19 protein-coding genes and 1 tRNA gene are annotated in these 17,237 nt (G+C 73.4%); 13 read left to right on the forward strand and 7 right to left on the reverse strand.

The genetic code is table 11. The annotated features are described in order from the left end of the window. Positions 1 to 18: 18 nt before the first annotated feature. On the forward strand, positions 19 to 804 hold the full coding sequence (locus OHA99_RS03660; protein ID WP_153176802.1) for a GntR family transcriptional regulator: 786 nt from the start codon (positions 19 to 21) through the stop codon (positions 802 to 804). 43 nt (positions 805 to 847) lie between these two features. After that, positions 848 to 1,318, forward strand: a complete 471-nt coding sequence (locus OHA99_RS03665) for an ankyrin repeat domain-containing protein (protein WP_405694005.1) — start codon at positions 848 to 850, stop codon at positions 1,316 to 1,318. A 23-nt stretch (positions 1,319 to 1,341) separates the two neighbouring features. Here the strand turns inward: OHA99_RS03665 and OHA99_RS03670 are convergent, their stop codons facing one another. Both OHA99_RS03670 and OHA99_RS03675 read right to left on the reverse strand, forming a co-directional pair. Beyond that, positions 1,342 to 2,274: a hypothetical protein gene (locus OHA99_RS03670; RefSeq protein WP_405694008.1), complete on the reverse strand. Its 933-nt coding sequence runs from the start codon at positions 2,272 to 2,274 to the stop codon at positions 1,342 to 1,344. Between the two features lie 316 nt (positions 2,275 to 2,590). Continuing rightward, positions 2,591 to 2,664 (reverse strand) — tRNA-Pro (locus tag OHA99_RS03675). A 98-nt stretch (positions 2,665 to 2,762) separates the two neighbouring features. Between OHA99_RS03675 and OHA99_RS03680 the strand changes: the two genes are divergently transcribed. The 3 genes from OHA99_RS03680 to OHA99_RS03690 all read left to right on the forward strand — a co-directional run bounded on the left by OHA99_RS03680 (position 2,763) and on the right by OHA99_RS03690 (position 6,362). Further along, positions 2,763 to 3,302: a DUF309 domain-containing protein gene (locus OHA99_RS03680; RefSeq protein ID WP_381499304.1), complete on the forward strand. Its 540-nt coding sequence runs from the start codon at positions 2,763 to 2,765 to the stop codon at positions 3,300 to 3,302. Positions 3,303 to 3,368: 66 nt separating this feature from the next. Then, the gene (cobF, locus tag OHA99_RS03685) at positions 3,369 to 4,142 is read left to right on the forward strand and encodes a precorrin-6A synthase (deacetylating) (RefSeq protein ID WP_405694011.1); all 774 of its coding nucleotides are present in this window, start codon (positions 3,369 to 3,371) and stop codon (positions 4,140 to 4,142) included. A gap of 99 nt (positions 4,143 to 4,241) precedes the next feature. Beyond that, positions 4,242 to 6,362 carry an MDR family MFS transporter gene (locus OHA99_RS03690; protein WP_194279848.1) on the forward strand — a complete coding sequence of 707 codons (2,121 nt, stop codon included), beginning with the start codon at positions 4,242 to 4,244 and terminating at the stop codon, positions 6,360 to 6,362. Here OHA99_RS03690 and OHA99_RS03695 read toward each other — a convergent pair. The 3 genes from OHA99_RS03695 to OHA99_RS03705 form a co-directional block, all read right to left on the reverse strand. After that, a complete protein-coding gene (locus OHA99_RS03695) occupies positions 6,289 to 7,065 on the reverse strand; it encodes a sulfite exporter TauE/SafE family protein (protein WP_164381498.1) in 777 nt (258 codons plus the stop codon). The genes OHA99_RS03690 and OHA99_RS03695 overlap by 74 nt on opposite strands. 62 nt (positions 7,066 to 7,127) lie before the next feature. Continuing rightward, positions 7,128 to 8,657: a long-chain-fatty-acid--CoA ligase gene (locus OHA99_RS03700; protein WP_405694014.1), complete on the reverse strand. Its 1,530-nt coding sequence runs from the start codon at positions 8,655 to 8,657 to the stop codon at positions 7,128 to 7,130. Positions 8,658 to 8,754: 97 nt separating this feature from the next. Continuing rightward, positions 8,755 to 9,942, reverse strand: coding sequence for a thiolase family protein (locus tag OHA99_RS03705; protein ID WP_007389092.1), 1,188 nt, complete (start codon positions 9,940 to 9,942; stop codon positions 8,755 to 8,757). Positions 9,943 to 10,149: 207 nt separating this feature from the next. Here OHA99_RS03705 and OHA99_RS03710 point away from each other — a divergent pair, with 207 nt between their 5' ends. The 8 genes from OHA99_RS03710 to OHA99_RS03745 all read left to right on the forward strand — a co-directional run bounded on the left by OHA99_RS03710 (position 10,150) and on the right by OHA99_RS03745 (position 16,569). Then, a complete protein-coding gene (locus OHA99_RS03710) occupies positions 10,150 to 10,959 on the forward strand; it encodes an alpha/beta hydrolase (protein WP_153176810.1) in 810 nt (269 codons plus the stop codon). A 71-nt stretch (positions 10,960 to 11,030) separates the two neighbouring features. Then, positions 11,031 to 11,351, forward strand: a complete 321-nt coding sequence (locus OHA99_RS03715) for a WhiB family transcriptional regulator (protein ID WP_228126043.1) — start codon at positions 11,031 to 11,033, stop codon at positions 11,349 to 11,351. After that, the gene (locus tag OHA99_RS03720) at positions 11,297 to 11,629 is read left to right on the forward strand and encodes a DUF3140 domain-containing protein (protein WP_153176811.1); all 333 of its coding nucleotides are present in this window, start codon (positions 11,297 to 11,299) and stop codon (positions 11,627 to 11,629) included. The genes OHA99_RS03715 and OHA99_RS03720 overlap by 55 nt, the downstream gene beginning before the upstream one ends. 2 nt (positions 11,630 to 11,631) lie before the next feature. Further along, complete coding sequence (locus OHA99_RS03725; protein ID WP_405694019.1) at positions 11,632 to 12,282, forward strand: endonuclease; 651 nt, start codon at positions 11,632 to 11,634, stop codon at positions 12,280 to 12,282. 132 nt (positions 12,283 to 12,414) lie between these two features. Continuing rightward, positions 12,415 to 13,284: a hypothetical protein gene (locus OHA99_RS03730; RefSeq protein WP_405694022.1), complete on the forward strand. Its 870-nt coding sequence runs from the start codon at positions 12,415 to 12,417 to the stop codon at positions 13,282 to 13,284. 126 nt (positions 13,285 to 13,410) lie between these two features. Next, the gene (glnA3, locus tag OHA99_RS03735; protein ID WP_153176814.1) at positions 13,411 to 14,811 is read left to right on the forward strand and encodes a gamma-glutamylpolyamine synthetase GlnA3; all 1,401 of its coding nucleotides are present in this window, start codon (positions 13,411 to 13,413) and stop codon (positions 14,809 to 14,811) included. Between the two features lies 1 nt (position 14,812). Further along, entirely contained in the window at positions 14,813 to 15,961 is a 1,149-nt protein-coding gene (locus OHA99_RS03740) for an amidohydrolase family protein (RefSeq protein ID WP_153176815.1), read from the forward strand. Positions 15,962 to 16,041: 80 nt separating this feature from the next. Then, positions 16,042 to 16,569, forward strand: a complete 528-nt coding sequence (locus tag OHA99_RS03745; protein WP_164386216.1) for an NUDIX hydrolase family protein — start codon at positions 16,042 to 16,044, stop codon at positions 16,567 to 16,569. A 13-nt stretch (positions 16,570 to 16,582) separates the two neighbouring features. On the opposite strand, the gene mnhG is transcribed toward OHA99_RS03745, so the two are convergent. Together mnhG and OHA99_RS03755 are read right to left on the reverse strand one after the other, a co-directional pair. Further along, positions 16,583 to 16,948, reverse strand: a complete 366-nt coding sequence (mnhG, locus tag OHA99_RS03750; RefSeq protein WP_405694025.1) for a monovalent cation/H(+) antiporter subunit G — start codon at positions 16,946 to 16,948, stop codon at positions 16,583 to 16,585. Beyond that, positions 16,945 to 17,232, reverse strand: a complete 288-nt coding sequence (locus OHA99_RS03755; RefSeq protein ID WP_202483055.1) for a monovalent cation/H+ antiporter complex subunit F — start codon at positions 17,230 to 17,232, stop codon at positions 16,945 to 16,947. Before OHA99_RS03755 ends, mnhG begins: the two co-directional genes overlap by 4 nt. Positions 17,233 to 17,237 lie beyond the last annotated feature (5 nt).

Below are 17,237 nucleotides of genomic sequence, written 5' to 3' on the forward strand. Positions count from 1 at the left end.
CCCAAGGGAGGTACGTCCATGGCGAAGACCGGCGACCCCGCACGTGCCGTGACCGCCCCCGCGACCGGCGCCCTGGACTTCGCCCTGGACCGGGGCAGTCCGGTGCCGCTCTACTACCAGCTGGCCCAGCAGCTGGAGGCGGCGATCGAGCACGGCGTCCTCGCACCGGGGAACCTGCTGGGCAACGAGGTCGACCTCTCCGTCCGCCTCGGCCTGTCCCGGCCCACGGTCCGGCAGGCGATCCAGTCCCTGGTCGACAAGGGGCTCCTGGTGCGGCGGCGCGGGGTCGGCACCCAGGTGGTGCACAGCCAGGTCAAGCGCCCACTGGAACTGAGCAGCCTCTACGACGACCTGGAGGCGGCCGGGCAGAGCCCGGGCACCCGGGTGGTGCGCAACGAGGGCGTCCCGGCCGCCGCCGAGGTAGCGGCGGCCCTCGGCGTCGCGGAGGGCGCCGAAGTCACCGTCCTCGAGCGGCTGCGCCTCACCCACGGCCAGCCGGTGGCGATGCTGTGCAACTACCTTCCGGCGGGCCTGCTGGAACTCGACGACGCCCGGCTGGAGTCGACCGGCCTGTACCGGATGATGCGCGCGTCCGGCATCACCCTGCACAGCGCCCGCCAGACCGTCGGCGCCCGCATCGCCTCCCCCGGAGAGGCCGAACGCCTCGGCGAGACGGAGGGCGCCGCACTGCTCACGATGCGGCGCACCGCGTACGACGACACCGGCCGGGCGGTCGAGTACGGCACACACGTCTACCGCGCCTCCCGGTACGCGTTCGACTTCCAACTACTGGTCAGGAGCTGACCGGACGGCCCGAGCCGCGATCACGCGGCACAGGCCGGCGCGGGTGAACAGGCGAAAGCACAAGAAGCTGTCCCGGCGGCTCGCCGACGCCGCGCTCGTCGGCGACCTGTCGCGGGTGCGGGCCGCGCTGCGGGCCGCGCTGCGGGCCGGGGCGCCGGCCGAGACGGCGGACCCGGCGGGCAGCACCCCGCTGTACCTCGCGTCCGTGAACGGGGACGCCGACATCGTCCGCGTGCTGCTCGCGGCCGGCGCCCGGCCCGACACGGAGAGCGGGATCCGCTCGGAGGGCACACCGCTGTGCGGGGCCGCCTGCTGGGGGCACGTCGAGGCGGTCCGCGTACTCCTCGAACACGGAGCCGACCCCAACCTGCGCGAGGACCACGGCACCGGCTGGACGCCGCTGGAGTGGGCCTCGCACGGCTCGCACCAGGAGACGGTGGACCTGCTCGTCGCGGCGGGCGGCCCCGGGACCGGCCGCCGGCGGGAACCGTGCGCCGTCCAGCACCGTTGTTGACGGGCTGTGGTCGCGGCGATGCCCTATCGGCCGCCGCCGGCCAGGGCACGTGAACGGGACGTGGCCGCTTCGACCTCTCCCTCGATCCACGCGATCTTGGCCCTCAGCTGCTTGGCCAACTCCTGGACCGGGAAGTTGTCCAGGGCGAGGTAGACCTCTGCCTGGCTGCCCTGCGCCACCTGGGCCGGCACCGGTGTACCGGCGAGTTCCGCGACCGCGCGAAGCACCTGCTCCGTGGACGACTGGCCAGTGATCCCCCCGCGTCGCAGATCGTCGACGCGGATCTCGACTGTGCGTTCGTTCTCCTGGTAGGAGCGGTCGCCCGGCGGAATGCCCGGGGGGTTGTCGACGGAGGCGACGGTGCCGTGCCACATCTTGTAGTCGTTCCGCCCGTCCGACCCGGTCGCCAACTCCTGGCCGACGCCTGTCAGCTCGTAGGAACGCCGCAGTTCCTGGTCGACCTCGTGGTGCAGGGTGTGGTTCCTCATCAGGTTGTCAGGAGGGGTTTGATTTCCGTTTCCCTGCCACGCCCTGTCCATGTCGCCCTCGGACATCTCGCTCGTCCCGCCGGCGGGCGCCGGGAATCCTCCGCCGTATGCCGGTGTCCCGTCGTACGGGCTGAGCTGCGCCTTCACGCCGACGACTGCTGTGTGCTCGTCCTTCCAGGCGATGAGGTAGTGCTTGATCCTGCGGTTTGTCTGCCTGTCGACCTGAGTCCAATTGCCCTGTCTGCCGCGTCTGTTGTATCGGGCACTCTCGTTCGCACTCACGTCCTCGACCTGTCCGTTGCGCCAGCGCTGGACCGTGTGACCCGCCGCCATCCGCTGCACCGGCATCGCGGCACCGTGCCGGTGCCGCTCTTCGCCCACCATCCGTGCCACGGCGTGATTGCCCGCGTCGCGCTGCAGGTTGTGGAGCGCGACGGGGGAGAGTGACGCCGCGGACGTCTCCCCCACCAGGCGCGCGTCCTGGGTGGGGAGGGGCACGCCAGGGCGTGCCGAGTCCCGATCCTCGTCGGGTGTCCTGCCTGGATGTCGCGTGCGCATGGAGAAGAGCCCTTCCGGAAATCACAGCCGTCCTACTGACCTACTTGTTCCGACGCCGGCCGGGGAAGGGCTCTTCGGGCAGCGTTTCGGGCACCGGATCATCCCGCTGAGCGCCGAAGCCCGCGTTCACTCCACCCTCGGGCACCGCAGCCCGGATCGTGTCGAAAATGGTCAGGGGCCGTTTCAGATCTCTCTGAAACGGCCCCTGACCTGCGACTCTTACGAGTCGGGACGACAGGATTTGAACCTGCGACCCCTTGACCCCCAGTCAAGTGCGCTACCAAGCTGCGCCACGTCCCGGTGTGCTCACACGCGGTGCACCGCGTGATCACGCGACAGCACTTTACCCCACACACCGGGCCGCGCCTAAGCGGGCTCGGGCGAGGGACAATCGGTGCATGGACAGCCCTGCCGACAGCCCCATGGACAGCACCGCCCAGGACCGCCCGGTGGAGGGACGGGACCGCGACGACGAGGGCCGGGCCCGCAACGCACGGCCGCGGGACGGCCTCGGGCGGCCGTTGCCGTACGGCGCCGACGGCGTGCCGCGCCAGCCCGAGGGGGTCGTACGGGCCCCGGACGAGACGGTCGTCGAAGCGCAGCGGCTGCTGGACGACGGGAAGCCGTTCCACGCGCACGAGGTGTTCGAGGACGCCTGGAAGTCGGGGCCGGAGGAGGAGCGGGAGCTGTGGCGGGGGATGGCGCAGCTCGCCGTCGGGCTCACGCACGCGGCGCGCGGCAACGTCACCGGCGGAGCCAGGCTGCTGCGGCGCGGGGCGGGCGCCGTGACCGGGTGGGCGGCGTCGGGGGCCGGGCGGGAGCGGCCGTACGGGATGGACCTCGGCTCGGTCGCCGGGTGGGCCCGGCGGCTCGCGGGCGATGTGGAGGGCGGGATGTCCGTGGACGCGGCGGTGCGGGCGCCCCGGCTGCGCGGCTGACCGGTCCACAGCCCGCCGGGGCAGCCCGGCCGGGGGGTTGCCGGTGGCGTACGGCAGACTCGGGGCGTGCGGACTATTCATGTGATCGGTATCGGCGCGGGCGACCCCGAGCAGCTCACCCTCCAGGCGGTCGGGGCGCTGCGGAGCACGGACGTGTTCTTCGTCCTGGACAAGGGCGAGGCGAAGGCCGACCTGGTGCGGCTGCGCCGGGAGATGCTGGAGACGCACGTACCGGAGGGCACGTACCGGATCGTCGAAGCGCGCGACCCCGAGCGGGACCGGAGCGCGGGCGGCGCGGCGTACTCCCCCGCCGTCGGGGACTGGCGCAGTGCCCGCGCCGGCATCTACGAGCGGCTGATCGCCGAGGAACTGGGCGAGGACGAGAGCGGCGCGTTCCTGGTGTGGGGCGACCCCGCGCTGTACGACAGCACGCTGGGCATCCTGGAGGAGATCCTGGAGCGCGGCTCGGTGGCGTTCGCGTACGACGTCGTGCCCGGCATCAGCAGCGTCTCCTCGCTGGTCGCCCGGCACCGGACCGGGCTGAACCGGGTGGCGCGCCCGGTGCAGATCACCACGGGGCGGCGGCTGGCCGAGGGCTTCCCCGAGGACGCGGACGACGTCGTCGTGATGCTGGACGCCCACCAGGCCTTCCGGCGGTACGCGGACCAGGACATCGACATCTACTGGGGCGCCTACCTGGGCACCCCGGACGAGATCCTCGCCTCCGGTCCCCTCGCCGAGGCCGCGCCCCGCATCGAGCGGCTGCGTGCCGAGGCGCGGGAGCGCAAGGGGTGGATCATGGACACGTATCTGCTGCGGCGCAACCCCGGAGACCGCTGACCGGGACCGCCGACCGGGACCGCTGACCGGGCTCGTCGGACGCACCCGGGCGGACCGTCCCCGCATGCGTGGCCGGTGCACCGGTGTGATCGTGGCCGCGTGACAGTCGCCGAGGAAGCGCCACGGACCGCCGCCGCCCAGCCGCCCGTGCTGGACCGGCGACGCCGCAACGTCGTCTTCGTCACGATCATGCTCGGCATGCTGCTCGCGGCCCTGGACCAGACGATCGTGGGCACCGCGCTGCCCACCATCGTGTCGGACCTGGGCGGCGCCGAACACATGTCGTGGGTGGTGACCTCGTACCTGCTCGCGGAGACCGTGGCGACGGTCCTGGTCGGCAAGTTCGGTGACCTGTTCGGCCGCAAGGTGGTCTTCCAGGTGTCCGCGGTCGTGTTCATCACGGGCTCCTTCCTGTGCGGGCTGGCGACGAACATGCCGCTGCTGATCCTCTGGCGGGCGGTGCAGGGCGTCGGCGCGGGCGGCCTGATGGTGACGGCGATGGCGCTGATCGCGGACGTCATCCCGCTGCGGGAGCGCGGCAAGTACCAGGGCGCGATCGGCGCGGTGTTCGGCGTCGCGACGGTCATCGGGCCCCTGCTCGGCGGGCTGTTCACCGACCACCTGTCCTGGCGCTGGGCGTTCTACGTCAACGTGCCCATCGCGGTCGTCGTCGTCTTCGCCGCCGCGCGCACCATCCCGGTGGTGAAGTCGGCCGCCCGTCCCGTCATCGACTACCTGGGCATCGCTCTGGTCGCGGTCGGGGCGAGCGCGCTGATCCTGGCGACGAGCTGGGGCGGCAACGAGTACGCGTGGGGCTCGGCGGTGATCGTCGGCCTGTTCGCGGGCGGACTGCTCGCGCTCGGCCTGTTCTGCTGGGTGGAGACCCGCGCGGCCCAGCCGATGCTGCCGATGCGGCTGTTCTCCAATCCGGTGTTCACGGTCTGCTCGGTCCTCAGCTTCATCGTCGGCTTCGCGATGCTGGGCGCGCTGACGTACCTGCCGACGTACTTGCAGTACGTCGACGGCGACTCGGCCACGGTCTCCGGGGTGCGGACGCTGCCGATGGTGGCGGGGCTGCTGATCGCCTCGGTGTTCAGCGGCAACGTGGTCAGCAAGACGGGGCGCTACCGGCTGTTCCCCATCGTGGGCACGCTGGTGATGGGCGTGGGCCTGTATCTGATGTCGCTGATGGGTCCGGACACGGGCGCGGGGCTGGAGTCGCTGTACATGTTCGTGCTGGGCACGGGCATCGGGCTGTCCATGCAGGTGCTGACCATCGCCGTGCAGAACACGGTCGAGTACTCCGATCTCGGCACCGCGACCTCCGGCGTCACCTTCTTCCGCACGCTGGGCAGTTCCTTCGGCACCGCCGTGTTCGGCACGATCTACGCCAACGCGCTGGGCCCCAACCTGCGCGACGGAGTCGCGGCGGCGGCCCGCACCGGCGCCGCGGACCCGTCGGTGATCGGCCGGGCGGCGACCAGTCCCGAGGGCGTGCACCGGCTGCCGCCCCCGGCGTCGGCGCCGATCGTCGGCGCGTACGCGGACACCATCCAGACGGTCTTCCTGTGGACGGTGCCGGTGGCCGTCCTGGGCTTCGTCGTCGCCCTGTTCCTCAAGCAGGTCCAGCTGCGCGACAGTGCCCGGGCGGGCTCCACGGACATGGGCGAGGGCTTCGCCTCGCCGCACGACGCGAGCAGCAGGCGGACCTTGGAGTCCTCCGTCGGGAAGATCATCGGCGGTACGGAGCTGGACACCGCGCGCCGGATCGTCGCGGACAGCGACACGCGGCTGGATGTCGCCGGCGCCTGGGCGGTGATGCAGGTGGACCTGTTCACGCGGCTGGTCGGGCACGCCAGCCTCGGCCTGATCGCGGCCCGCCGCCGACTGCCGCCGGAGGTGCTGCTGCCGGTCTTCGAGCGGATGGTGGAGGAGGGGTTCCTCACCCGGCACGGCTCCCTGCTCTCCCACACCGAAGCGGGCGCCCGCGAGGCCCTGGTGATCGGCCGGGCGTGGGCGGCCTGGCTGGAGGAGCGGGTGGAGCGGGACATCGGGCGCCCCACGGACACGGAGCTGCGCGCCGCGGTGGACGCCATCGCCAAGCGTCTGCTGGTGGAGGACCTCAGCAGCGGTCTCCCGCAGCGGGTCAGGCAAGCAGGAGCTGGAGACCGCCCACAACCGTCGCCGCGATCACCAGACGTTCGAACAGGCGTTGGTTGATCCGGTTCACGGCCCATTTGCCGAGGAACGCGCCGGGCACCACGAAGACGACCAGCGCCGCGTCGAGCAGCAGCGAGTGGCCGTCGATCAGGCCGAGACCCGCGCTGAAGGGCAGCTTGGAGACGTTGACGATCAGGAAGAAGAACGCCGACGTGCCCAGGAAGCCGAGTTTCCGGAACCCCGCGGACAGCAGGTACATCGACATGACCGGGCCGCCGGCGTTGGCGACCATCGTGGTGAACCCGCCCAGGACGCCGTACGAGCGGGCCTTCGCCCGGCCGGCGCGCGAGGCGATCTCCTCGTCCGGCTGTTCGCCCGCGTCGGCCCGCCGCCGGCGCCACACCGTCACCCCGGCCATGAACAGCAGGATCACGCCGATCGACGTGCGCACGACGGCGTCGTCGGCCCACACCAGGAAGAGGGTGCCGACGACCACGCCCACGCCGACCGCCGGGAACAGCCGCCACAGGGTGGGCCAGTGCGCGTGGCGCCGGTAGGTGAGGACGGCGAGGACGTCACCGGCGATCAGGATCGGCAGCAGGACGCCGGTGGAGGCGCGGGCGGGCAGGAACGCCGCGAAGATCGCGAGGCTGACCGTGTTGGCCCCGCTCACCGCGGTCTTGGAGAAGCCGACGAGCAGGGCCGCGAAGGCGAGGGCGGCGAATTCCCAGCCGGTGAGGTGCCACAGCGTGATGGTGTCCATTGCGAGGACCGATGCTATGCGCACCCGTCCGGCGCCGTAAGCACCGTCTCGCCCATTGATCCTTAGCGTTCGGTGTAGGTCGCCCGCAGCTCCCGCTTCAGCACCTTCATGCTCGGCCCGAGCGGCAGTTCGTCGGCGAACTCCACCCGGCGCGGGTACTTGTGCCGCCCGAGGTGCTGCTTGGACCACTCGGTGACCCCGGCGGCGTCCGGCACCGCGTCGGGCGTCGTGCCGGGGGCGCGTACGACCACGGCGCAGACCTCCTCGCCGTGCAGTGCGTCCGGGAGCCCGATGACGGCGACCTGGGCGATGCCGGGGTGGCGCATCAGCACCTCCTCGACCTCCCGCGGATAGACGTTGTAGCCGCCGCGGATGATGACGTCCTTCTTGCGGTCGACGATCCTGAGGAACCCGTCCTCGTCCTTGGTGCCCAGGTCCCCGGTGCGGAACCAGCCGTCGACGAGTGCCTCGGCGGTGGCCTCGGGGCGGCCGAGGTAGCCGGAGAAGACGTTGTGGCCGCGTACGACGACCTCGCCCAGTTCACCGGGCGGCAGCAGTTCCACGGCGCCCTCGACCTCGGCGCGGGCGATCTCCACGTCGACGCCCCACAGCGGGTGGCCGATGGTGCCGGGCCTGGCGCCGAACACCGGCTGGTTCACGGCCGCGGCCGGAGAGGTCTCCGACAGACCGTAGCCCTCGTAGATCTTCGCCCCGAAGGCCTCCTCGAACCGTTCGAGGACGGCCACCGGCAGGGAGGCGCCGCCCGAGACGCACACCCGCAGCTCCGGCAGGGCCTCGGCCCCGGGCGCCGCGGCGGCGAGGGCGACGAACATGGTCGGTACCCCGTGGAAGGTGTTGACGCCCTCCTTCACCATCAGCTCGATCGCACGCGCCGCGTCGAAGCGCGGCAGCAGGACGAGGGTCGCGCCCGCCCGCCAGGTGGAGTTGAGGGAGACGGTCTGGCCGAAGGCGTGGAACAGGGGCAGCGCGCCGAGCGCCACGTCGTCGGGCCGGATGTCGTTGGCGTCGAAGGCGTTGACGGTCGCGTTCATCACCAGGTTGAAGTGGCTGAGCACGGCGCCCTTGGGGACGCCGGTCGTGCCGCTGGTGTAGAAGACGACGGCCGGGTCGTCGGCGTTCCGGGTGACATTCAAGGGCAGCGGCTCGGCGGCGGCGGCGAGTTGGCCGAACTCGGACTCGTCGCCGAGCGTGAGCATGCGCACGCCGGTCGCCCGGGCGGCGGCGGCCCCGGTCTCCGCCTGCGCCGGGTGACACAGCAGCAGGGTGGCGCCGCTGTCGCGCAGGACGTGCTCGACCTCGGCCGCCGACAGCAGCAGATGCACCGGCACGACGACGGCGCCGGCCGCGGCGACGGCGTAGTACGCGACGGGGAAGTCGGCGGTGTTCGGTGCCATCAGCGCCACCCGGTCCCCCGGCCGCACGTCCAGGCCGACGAGGGCACCGGCCTGGGCGCGGGCCCGCCGCCACACCTCGGCGAAGGTCAGCCGCAGGTCGCCCTCGACCAGCGCCTCCTTGTCGGGACGGCGCCGGGCGTTCTCGGCGAGGACGGCGGCGACGGAGAGGGTTGCCATGGGGTGTTGCTCCGTTTCCTTGCTGCGGCTTCCGTGCTGCGGCTTCCTTGCTGCAGCTGTGCAGAGGGGTGGCGGCTCTGGGGCCGAGGCGGGCGGGCTAGTGACGTTCGACGAGGACCGCGCTGCCCTGCCCCACGCCCACGCACATCGTGGCCAGTCCGCGGCCGGCCCCCGTGCGGCGCATGCGGTGGAGCAGGGTGGTGAGGATGCGGGCGCCGGAGCAGCCGAGCGGGTGGCCCAGCGCGATGGCGCCGCCGGTGGGGTTGACCAGGTCGGGGTCGATGCCGAGTTGGTCGACGCAGGCGAGGGCCTGGGCGGCGAACGCCTCGTTGAACTCGGCCTCCGCGAGGTCGCCGACGCTCCAGCCGGCCCGGGCCAGGACCTTGCGGGTGGCGGGGACCGGGCCGATGCCCATGACGTCCGGGTGGACTCCGGCCGAGCCGCCCGCGACGTAGCGGCCCAGCGACTCCAGGCCGAGGTCGTTCAGGGCCTCCTCGCTGACCAGCAGGAGGCCGGCGGCGCCGTCGTTCATCGGGGAGGCGTTGCCCGCGGTGACCGTGCCGCCGGGGCGGAAGACGGGCTTGAGGCGGCCCAGCTTCTCCAGCGAGGTGTCCTCGCGGACGCACTCGTCGGTGTCGACGACCACGCCGTCGGGGCGCTCGACGGGGAGGATCTCGTCGTCGAAGTGGCCGTTCTTCCGGGCCTCGGCGGCCAGGCGGTGGCTGCGCAGGGCGAACTCGTCCTGGCGTTCGCGCGGGACGCCGTAGCGCTCGGCGACCTCCTCGGCGGTCTCGCCCATGGCGAGCAGGCCGTGCAGGTCCTTCATCGCGGGGTTGACCAGGCGCCAGCCGAGCCGGGTGTCGGCGGTCTCGATGCGGTGCGGCAGCGCCTCGTCGGGGCGGGGCAGGACGAAGGGGGCGCGGCTCATCGACTCGGAGCCGCCCGCGAGCACGACATCGGCCTCACCCGCGGCGATGGTGCGGGCGGCGGTGGTGACGGCCTCGAGACCGGAGGCGCAGAGCCGGTTCACGGTGGCGCCCGGCACGGTCTCGGGCAGCCCGGCGAGCAGGGCGGCCATCCGGGCGACGTTGCGGTTGTCCTCACCGGCCTGGTTGGCGGCGCCCCAGTACACGTCGTCCACCCGGGCCGGGTCGAGCGCGGGGACGTCGGCGACCAGGCCCCGGATCACCGCGGCGGCGAGGTCGTCGGGCCGTACGGCCGACAGGGAACCGCGCAGCTTGCCGATCGGGGTGCGGCGGGCGGCCGCGAAGTGGACGGGACGCACGTGGGGACTCCTGACCGTCGTCGCGCGGTCACCGGACGGCGCACCGCCGTCGCGTCGACCACCGCGAACCTTGATGAGCACTACCCTTAATTAGCACTGCTAGTTTTGGACTATAGACCGCCGGACGGCGTCCTGGGAAGATCCCCCTGACAACGGACAACGGACAACGGACAACGGACGACCGTCACCGACGCAGCCGGAGGAGACATGGCCGAGACCCGCGAGCACACCCTGACCGGAACGCGGGGACGGATCGCCGTCCGCGAGTGGCCCGCCGCGAGCCCCCGCTACATCGCGCTGCTGGTCCACGGCTACGGCGAGCACTCCGGCCGCTACGACGAGGTGGCCGGCGTCCTCACCGGCCACGGCGCGGCCGTCTACGCCCCGGACCACACCGGGCACGGGCGCTCGGAGGGCGAGCGGGTGGTGGTCGAGGACTTCGAGGACGTGGTCACCGACGTGCACGCCGTGGCCGGGCTGGCCCGGGCCGCGCATCCCGGACTGCCGGTCGTCATGGTCGGCCACTCCATGGGCGGTCTCATCGCCTCCCGCTACGCCCAGCGCCACCCCGGCGAGCTGACGGCCCTGGTGCTGTCGGGGCCCGTCATCGGCGACTGGGAGCTGCCGCGCCGGCTGCTCGCCCTGGAGGAGATCCCCGACACCCCGATCAGCCCGGCCTCGCTCTCCCGCGACCCGGCGGTGGGCGCGGCGTACGCGGCGGACCCGCTGGTCTGGCACGGGCCGATGAAGCGGCCGACCCTGGAGGCGTTCGTGCGGACGCTGGAGACCGTGGCCAAGGGCGGTGACGTCGGCCGGCTGCCCCTGCTGTGGGTGCACGGCGACGACGACCGGCTGGTGCCGCTGCCCGGCAGCCGCGTCGGCGTCGAGCCGCTGAGCGGCGGGAACCTGACCGAGCGGATCTACCCGGGCGCCCGGCACGAGCTCTTCAACGAGACCAACCGGGCGGAGGTCTTCGCGGACGTCACACGCTTCCTGGACGGCGTGCTCGCCGGCTGAGGCGGCGGGGCCCCGGGTGCCGGGGTCCAGCGGGCGTTTGTCCCCCGCTCCCCTTGGGCACCCGCGCCCGCATGGAGTGGTTGCGCCGCGCCGCCTGCGTGGATGAGGACCCCGATCTGTTCTTCCCGGTGGGCACCGCCGGGCCCGCCCTGCGGGACACGGCGGCCGCCAAGCGGGTCTGCGCCGGATGCCCGGTGACCCCCGACTGCCTGGCTTTCGCCCTGGAGTCGGGGCAGACGTCGGGCGTGTGGGGCGGCACCGACGAGGCGGAGCGCGTCGCACTGCTCCGGCTGACCACGCAGTACGCACGTACGCACGACGAAATGAGGGACACCTCATGGCCGACGCCCTCGAACTCGACGCGCTGTGGGAGGACTTCCACCGCGCGGTGAACATGACCTCCGCGGAACTCGCCGACTGGCTCCGGGTGCGCGACTCCGGCGAGCTGACCGAGCCGCTGCCGGACGACGCCGGGCCGCCGCTGGGACAGCACGTCCTCGCCATCCTTCAGAAGCGGCGCACCGACCTGACGGAGGACGACCTGCGGGCGATGCGCAAGGTCGTGGACACCGTGACCTCGCAGACCGACCCCGAGAACGAACCCGAGTCCGAGGACACCCGCCTGCGGCACCGGCTCATGACGGTCGGTCACGACCCGCTGAAGCCGTAGCCGTGGGCCGCGACCAACGGCGGACCGTGCGCGAACTCGTCGGCGCGCACGGGCAGACGTACGCCGACGAGGCGGGCATCCGGCTGAAGGACACCCCGCAGCCGCTGTACCGGCTGCTGGTCCTCGCGCACCTGCTCAGCGCCCGCATCAGCGCCTCCATCGCCGTCGCCACCGCCCGTGCGCTGAGCGAGGCGGGGCTGCGCGACCCGCGCCGTATGGCCGGCGTCGACTGGCAGGAACGGGTGGACGCGCTCGGGCGGGGCGGCTACCGGCGCTACGACGAGCGCACCGCCACCCAGCTCGGCGAGGGCGCGGAACTGCTGACCGAGCGGTGGGGCGGCGACCTGCGCAGGCTGCGCGACGAGGCGGACGGTGACGTGCAAGACCTGCGGCGGCTGCTCCAGGAGTTCCCCGGAGTGGGTCCGACCGGCGCGGACATCTTCCTGCGGGAGGCCCAGCTGGTCTGGCCCGAGGCGGCTCCCTACCTGGACCGCAAGGCCCTCCAGGGCGCCGAGCGCCTCGGTCTGCCCGGCGACCCGGACCGGCTCCTCGCCCTGGCCGGGAAGGCGGAACCGGCCGTTCTCGCGGCCGCCCTGGTGCGCGCGGCGGTGGACAAGGACGTCGCCGAGCAGACCCTCGCCCACGCGGCCTGACCGAACGGGCCGCCCCGGGGGCGCACCGGCGCAGGCGGGCGCTCCTCACCCGGACAGCCCCCTGCGCTGGTGCGCCCCCGGCCCCGGTGATGCGCTGAGGACACCGTTTCCCGTCCCAGGAGGCATCCCGCGATGAGTCGTCGTCCGTCCCACCCCGTCCGTCTCCTGGCCTCCGCCCTGGCGGCGGGCGCGCTGCTGACCACCGCCGCCTGCTCGGACGGCGGGGGTTCGGACGGCGCCTCGGACACCGCCGCCGAACAGGCCGGGATCGCCGAGCGGAACGCGGCGACGCAGACCCCGAGCGGTTCCCCCACGACGTCCCCGACCGGCTCACCCAGCGCCTCCCCGGGCACCCTCACCGAGTCCGGTGCCAAGGCCGCCCTGCTCACCGAGGCCGATCTGGAGGGCGGCTGGAACCAGGTCGAGGACGCGGACAAGTGGCGCGACCGGCTGCTCGTCGGCGAGGTCGACGTGGCCGCCTTCCTCTCCGCGAAGGCCGAGGCGGCGGAGTGCCGGCAGCTGATCGACGGGCTCTACCGCGACAACCTGCTGGGCGAGCCGTCGGGACCGTCCGCGCTCACCGGCTTCGAGCAGGGTGACTCCCGCCTCCTGGAGCAGGTCGCCGGCTACGACCGCGCCGGCCTCGACGACCGCCTGAAGTGGCTGGACTCGCTGCCGCAGACGTGCGACGAGTTCACCGTGACCGACTCCGACGGCAACAAGCGCACGGTCCAGGTGACCGAGGCCTCGGTGCCCGACGTCGGCGACGCCCGCGAGGGCGTGCACGTGACCGTGCAGGGAAACGCCGACGCCACCCCGGTCACGCTCACCCTGGACATCGCCGCCGTACGCGTCGGCACCTCCGCCCTCACCGTCACCAGTGGCGGCCTGGACGGCGGGCAGGCCTCCTCCGTCGAGCGCGGCGTACGCCAGGGCACCGAGCGCCTCCAGACCGTCCTGGACGGCGGGACCCCCTCGCCGCAGCCCACCAACCTGGACTGACGTCCACCGCGGCATCCCGGGCGGCTTTCACCGCGTCGTGCGCACATCCGACGAAACCCGGACAGGGTGATCACCGGACGGCACAATGGTCCGCGACGGACGGCGCACGCGCGAAGGAGCCGAGACGTGAGCGAGAGCGACCCCGTACCCGGCGGGCGCCCGGGTGAGGTCGAGCGGGCCACCGCGCTGAGCGGCGAGCTGACCGGGCAGGGCGTGCACGGCGTCGTGCTGGCGTACGTCGACACGGCCGGGATCACGCGGGTGAAGACCGTGCCCACCGCGAAGCTCGCCTCCGCCGCGGCCTGGGGCGTCGGCATGTCGCCGGTGTTCGACACCTTCCTCGCCGACGACTCGATCGTCACCACGGACGTCCTCGGCTCCCCCGACGGCGACCTGCGCCTCTACCCCGTCCTCGACCGGCTGACCGTGCTGGCGGCACAGCCCGGCTGGGCGTGGGCCCCGGTCGACCGGATCACACAGGAGGGCGCACCGCATCCGGCGTGCGGACGCACCGTCCTGCGCCGGACCGTGGCCGGGGCCGCCGAGCGGCACGGCGTCACCTTCCGGGCCGCCGTCGAGGTCGAGTGGGTCGTGGGCCGGGGCGACGCGGACGGCGACGCCTTCGTCCCGGCCGTGTCCGGACCGGCGTACGGAGCCGCCCGGCAGATCGAGCTGAGCGACTGCGCCGCCGACCTGCTGGCGGCGCTCGCGGCGCAGGGCGTGGACGTGGAGCAGTTCCATCCCGAGTACGCGGCGGGGCAGTTCGAGATCTCGGTGGGCGCGCTCGACCCGGTGGCGGCGGCCGACCACAGCGTGCTGGTGCGGCAGACGATCCGGGCCGTGTCCCGGCGGCACGGGCTGCGCGTCTCCTTCGCCCCGGCGGTTCTCGGCCAGGGCGTCGGCAACGGCGGGCACCTCCACCTCTCCGCCTGGCGCGGCGGGACGAACCTGCACGCGGGCGGTACGGGCCGGTACGGCATGACCTCTGAGGCCGAGTCCTTCGTGGCCGGAGTCCTCGGCCGCCTCCCGGCGCTCACGGCGATGACCGCCCCGAGCCCGGCCAGCCGGCTGCGACTGCGCCCCTCGCAGTGGGCGGGGGTGTTCACCGCCTGGGGCAGGGAGACCCGCGAGGCGGCGCTGCGGATCGTCACCGGAACCGCGGGGATCCGCGACCGCGCGGCGAACCTGGAGGTCAAGCCGGTCGACCTCGCCGCCAACCCCTACCTCGCCCTCGCATCGGTGATCGCCGCCGGCCTGGACGGGCTCGCCTCGTCGGCGCCGCTGCCCGAGGAGATCACCGGCGACCCGGCCCGGCTCGACCCCGCCGACGCGGCGGCCCGGGGCGTGCGGCGGCTGCCGGTCACGCTCGCGGAGTCGGTGGCGGCGTTCCGCGCGGACGAGGTGCTCAGAACCGCGCTGGGCCCGGTGCTGGCCGACGCGGTGGTCGCCGTACGCCTCGGCGAGGCCGGGACGGTCGAGGGGCTGGACGACGAGGGCGTGGCGGCGGCCTACCGCTGGAAGTACTGAGATGGCCGCCGGGCCCGTGCACGAGCGGCTCGCCGCGCTGGAGCTGGTGGACCACCACTGCCACGGCGCGGTCACCGGCGACCTGGACCGCGCGGGCTTCGAGTCCCTGCTCACCGAGGGCGAGGCGTGGCCCGGCGTCTCCCCGTTCGACAGCCCCGTCGGTCTCGCCGTGCGCCGGCACTGCGCGCCCCTGCTGGACCTGCCGCGCCACGCCCCCGCCGACACGTACGTGGCCCGGCGGGCGGAGCTGGGCGCCGCCGAGGTCAACCGGCGGTTCCTGCGGGCCGCGGGCACCGGCGTGTTCTGCGTGGACACGGGGTACGCCCCGCACCCGGTGACGGGTCCGGCCGAGCTGGCCGAGGCGGCGGACGCGACGGTGTACGAGGTGGTCCGGCTGGAGGGCGTCGCGGAGGCCGTGGCGGCGGGCGGTGTCGAGCCGGACGCGTACGCGGAGGCGTTCCGCACGGCCGCGTGGGAGGCGGTGCGGCGGCCGGGCGTGGTGGGCGTCAAGTCGGTCGCGGCCTACCGCACCGGTTTCGCCCTGGACCCGGCCCGCCCCTCGCCCGCCGAGGTCGCGCAGGCCGCCGGGCGCTGGCTCGCGCGCGGCGGCGGGCACCTCGACGACCCGGTGCTCGTGCGGCACCTGCTGTGGACCGCCGTGGACCTCGGGCGGCCGCTGCAACTGCACACGGGGTTCGGCGACTCCGACATCCGCATGCACCGCGTGGACCCCACCCTGCTGACCGACTGGCTGCACCTGACCGCCGGCACGATCCCGGTCCTGCTGCTGCACTGCTGGCCCTACCAGCGCCAGGCCGCCTATCTGTCGGCGGTCTTCGAGCGGGTGTACCTGGACGTGGGGCTCACCCTGCACCACGTCGGTCCCGCCCGGGCGGGTGCGATCCTCGCGGAGGCGCTGGAGATCACCCCGTTCCGCAAGCTGCTGTACAGCTCCGACGCCTACGGGGTGGCCGAGTTCCACCACCTGGGGGCGCTCGCCTTCCGCCAGGGGCTGGCCGGGCTGTTGCAGGAGCGGCTGGACGCCGACGAACTGTCCCTGCCGGACGCGCTGCGCCTCGCCCGGTGGGCCGGGCGGGACAACGCCCGCCGGGTCTACGGGCTCCCCGGTGGTCCCGCGGACGACGGCTGAGCGGGGTGGGACGGGTCACAGTCCCGGAGCGCCGCCCGGGACTCACGAACGGCTGAAAGTATGATCAAGCGATGTCTGACATGACCGAGACCACGCCGGGCTGGCTGACGACGGACGAGCTGGAGATGGCACGCGCCCGCATGCCGATCCTGTACGTCGAGGCCGTGCCCGTACGCGTGGACGACAGCGGCGAAGTCACCAGCGTCGGCCTGCTCCTGCGCATCGGGCCCGACGGGACGGTCAGCCGGACGCTGGTCTCCGGCCGGGTGCTGCACCACGAGCGGGTGCGCGACGCCCTGCTGCGGCATCTGGAGAAGGACCTCGGCCCGGTGGCGCTGCCCCGGGTGCCGACCTCGCTCCAGCCGTTCACGGTGGCCGAGTACTTCCCCACGCACGGTGTCACGCCGTACCACGACCCCCGGCAGCACGCGGTCTCGCTCGCCTACGTCGTGCCCGTGGCCGGTGACTGCCGGCCGCGCCAGGACGCTCTCGACCTGGTGTGGTTCGATCCGCGCGAGGCCCTGTCCGAGGCGGTGCGCAGCGAGATGCCGGGCGGGCACGGGGTGCTGCTGAAGCAGGCGCTGGCGCACGTGGGCTGCGTGGGCTGACCGCTCCCCGGGGCTACTCCTCCGGCCGGTCCCCGTCGCTCAGCTGCGGGTCCAGGTCGTCCCGGAGCAGGCTCCGGGACCCCGTCTGGCCGGTGCGGTAGGCGGAGCGGGCCACCAGGTGGGAGGCGACCGGGCTGGTGAGGAACTGGAAGAAGACGATGAGCGCGAGGGTGCCCACGTCGGTGCCGTGCCGCAGGCGCAGTCCCACCCCGGCGAGGACGAGGAGCATCCCCAGCGTCTGCGGCTTGGTCGCCGCGTGGCTGCGGGAGAGCACGTCGGGGAAGCGGAGCATCCCGATCACACCTAGCAGGCACTGAAGGCAGCCGAGGAGCAGCAGCAGGGTCCCCACCAGGTCGGCGGCCTCGGCCCAGGCGTTCACCGGTGGTCCTGCCTGCCGTCGGGCAGTACGGAGGGCCGGTCGCGTACGGCGATGAAGCGGGCGATGCCCACCGAGCCGCTGAAGCCGAGGAAGGCGAGCACCAGCATCACGGGGAAGTAGAAGGAGTCGCGGTCGTGGGCGGCCTTGACTCCGATGCCGGCGATGATGAGCGCCGCGAGCACGTCGAGGGCGACGGCGCGGTCCAGCATCGAGGGGCCGTACCAGATCCGGTACAGCAGCAGGGCGCCGGCGGCGAGGACCATCACGAGCGAGGCGACGAGCATGGCGT

It is taken from the genome of Streptomyces coelicoflavus, assembly GCF_045041415.1.
In the GTDB taxonomy this organism is placed as follows: Bacteria; Actinomycetota; Actinomycetes; order Streptomycetales; family Streptomycetaceae; genus Streptomyces; species Streptomyces coelicoflavus.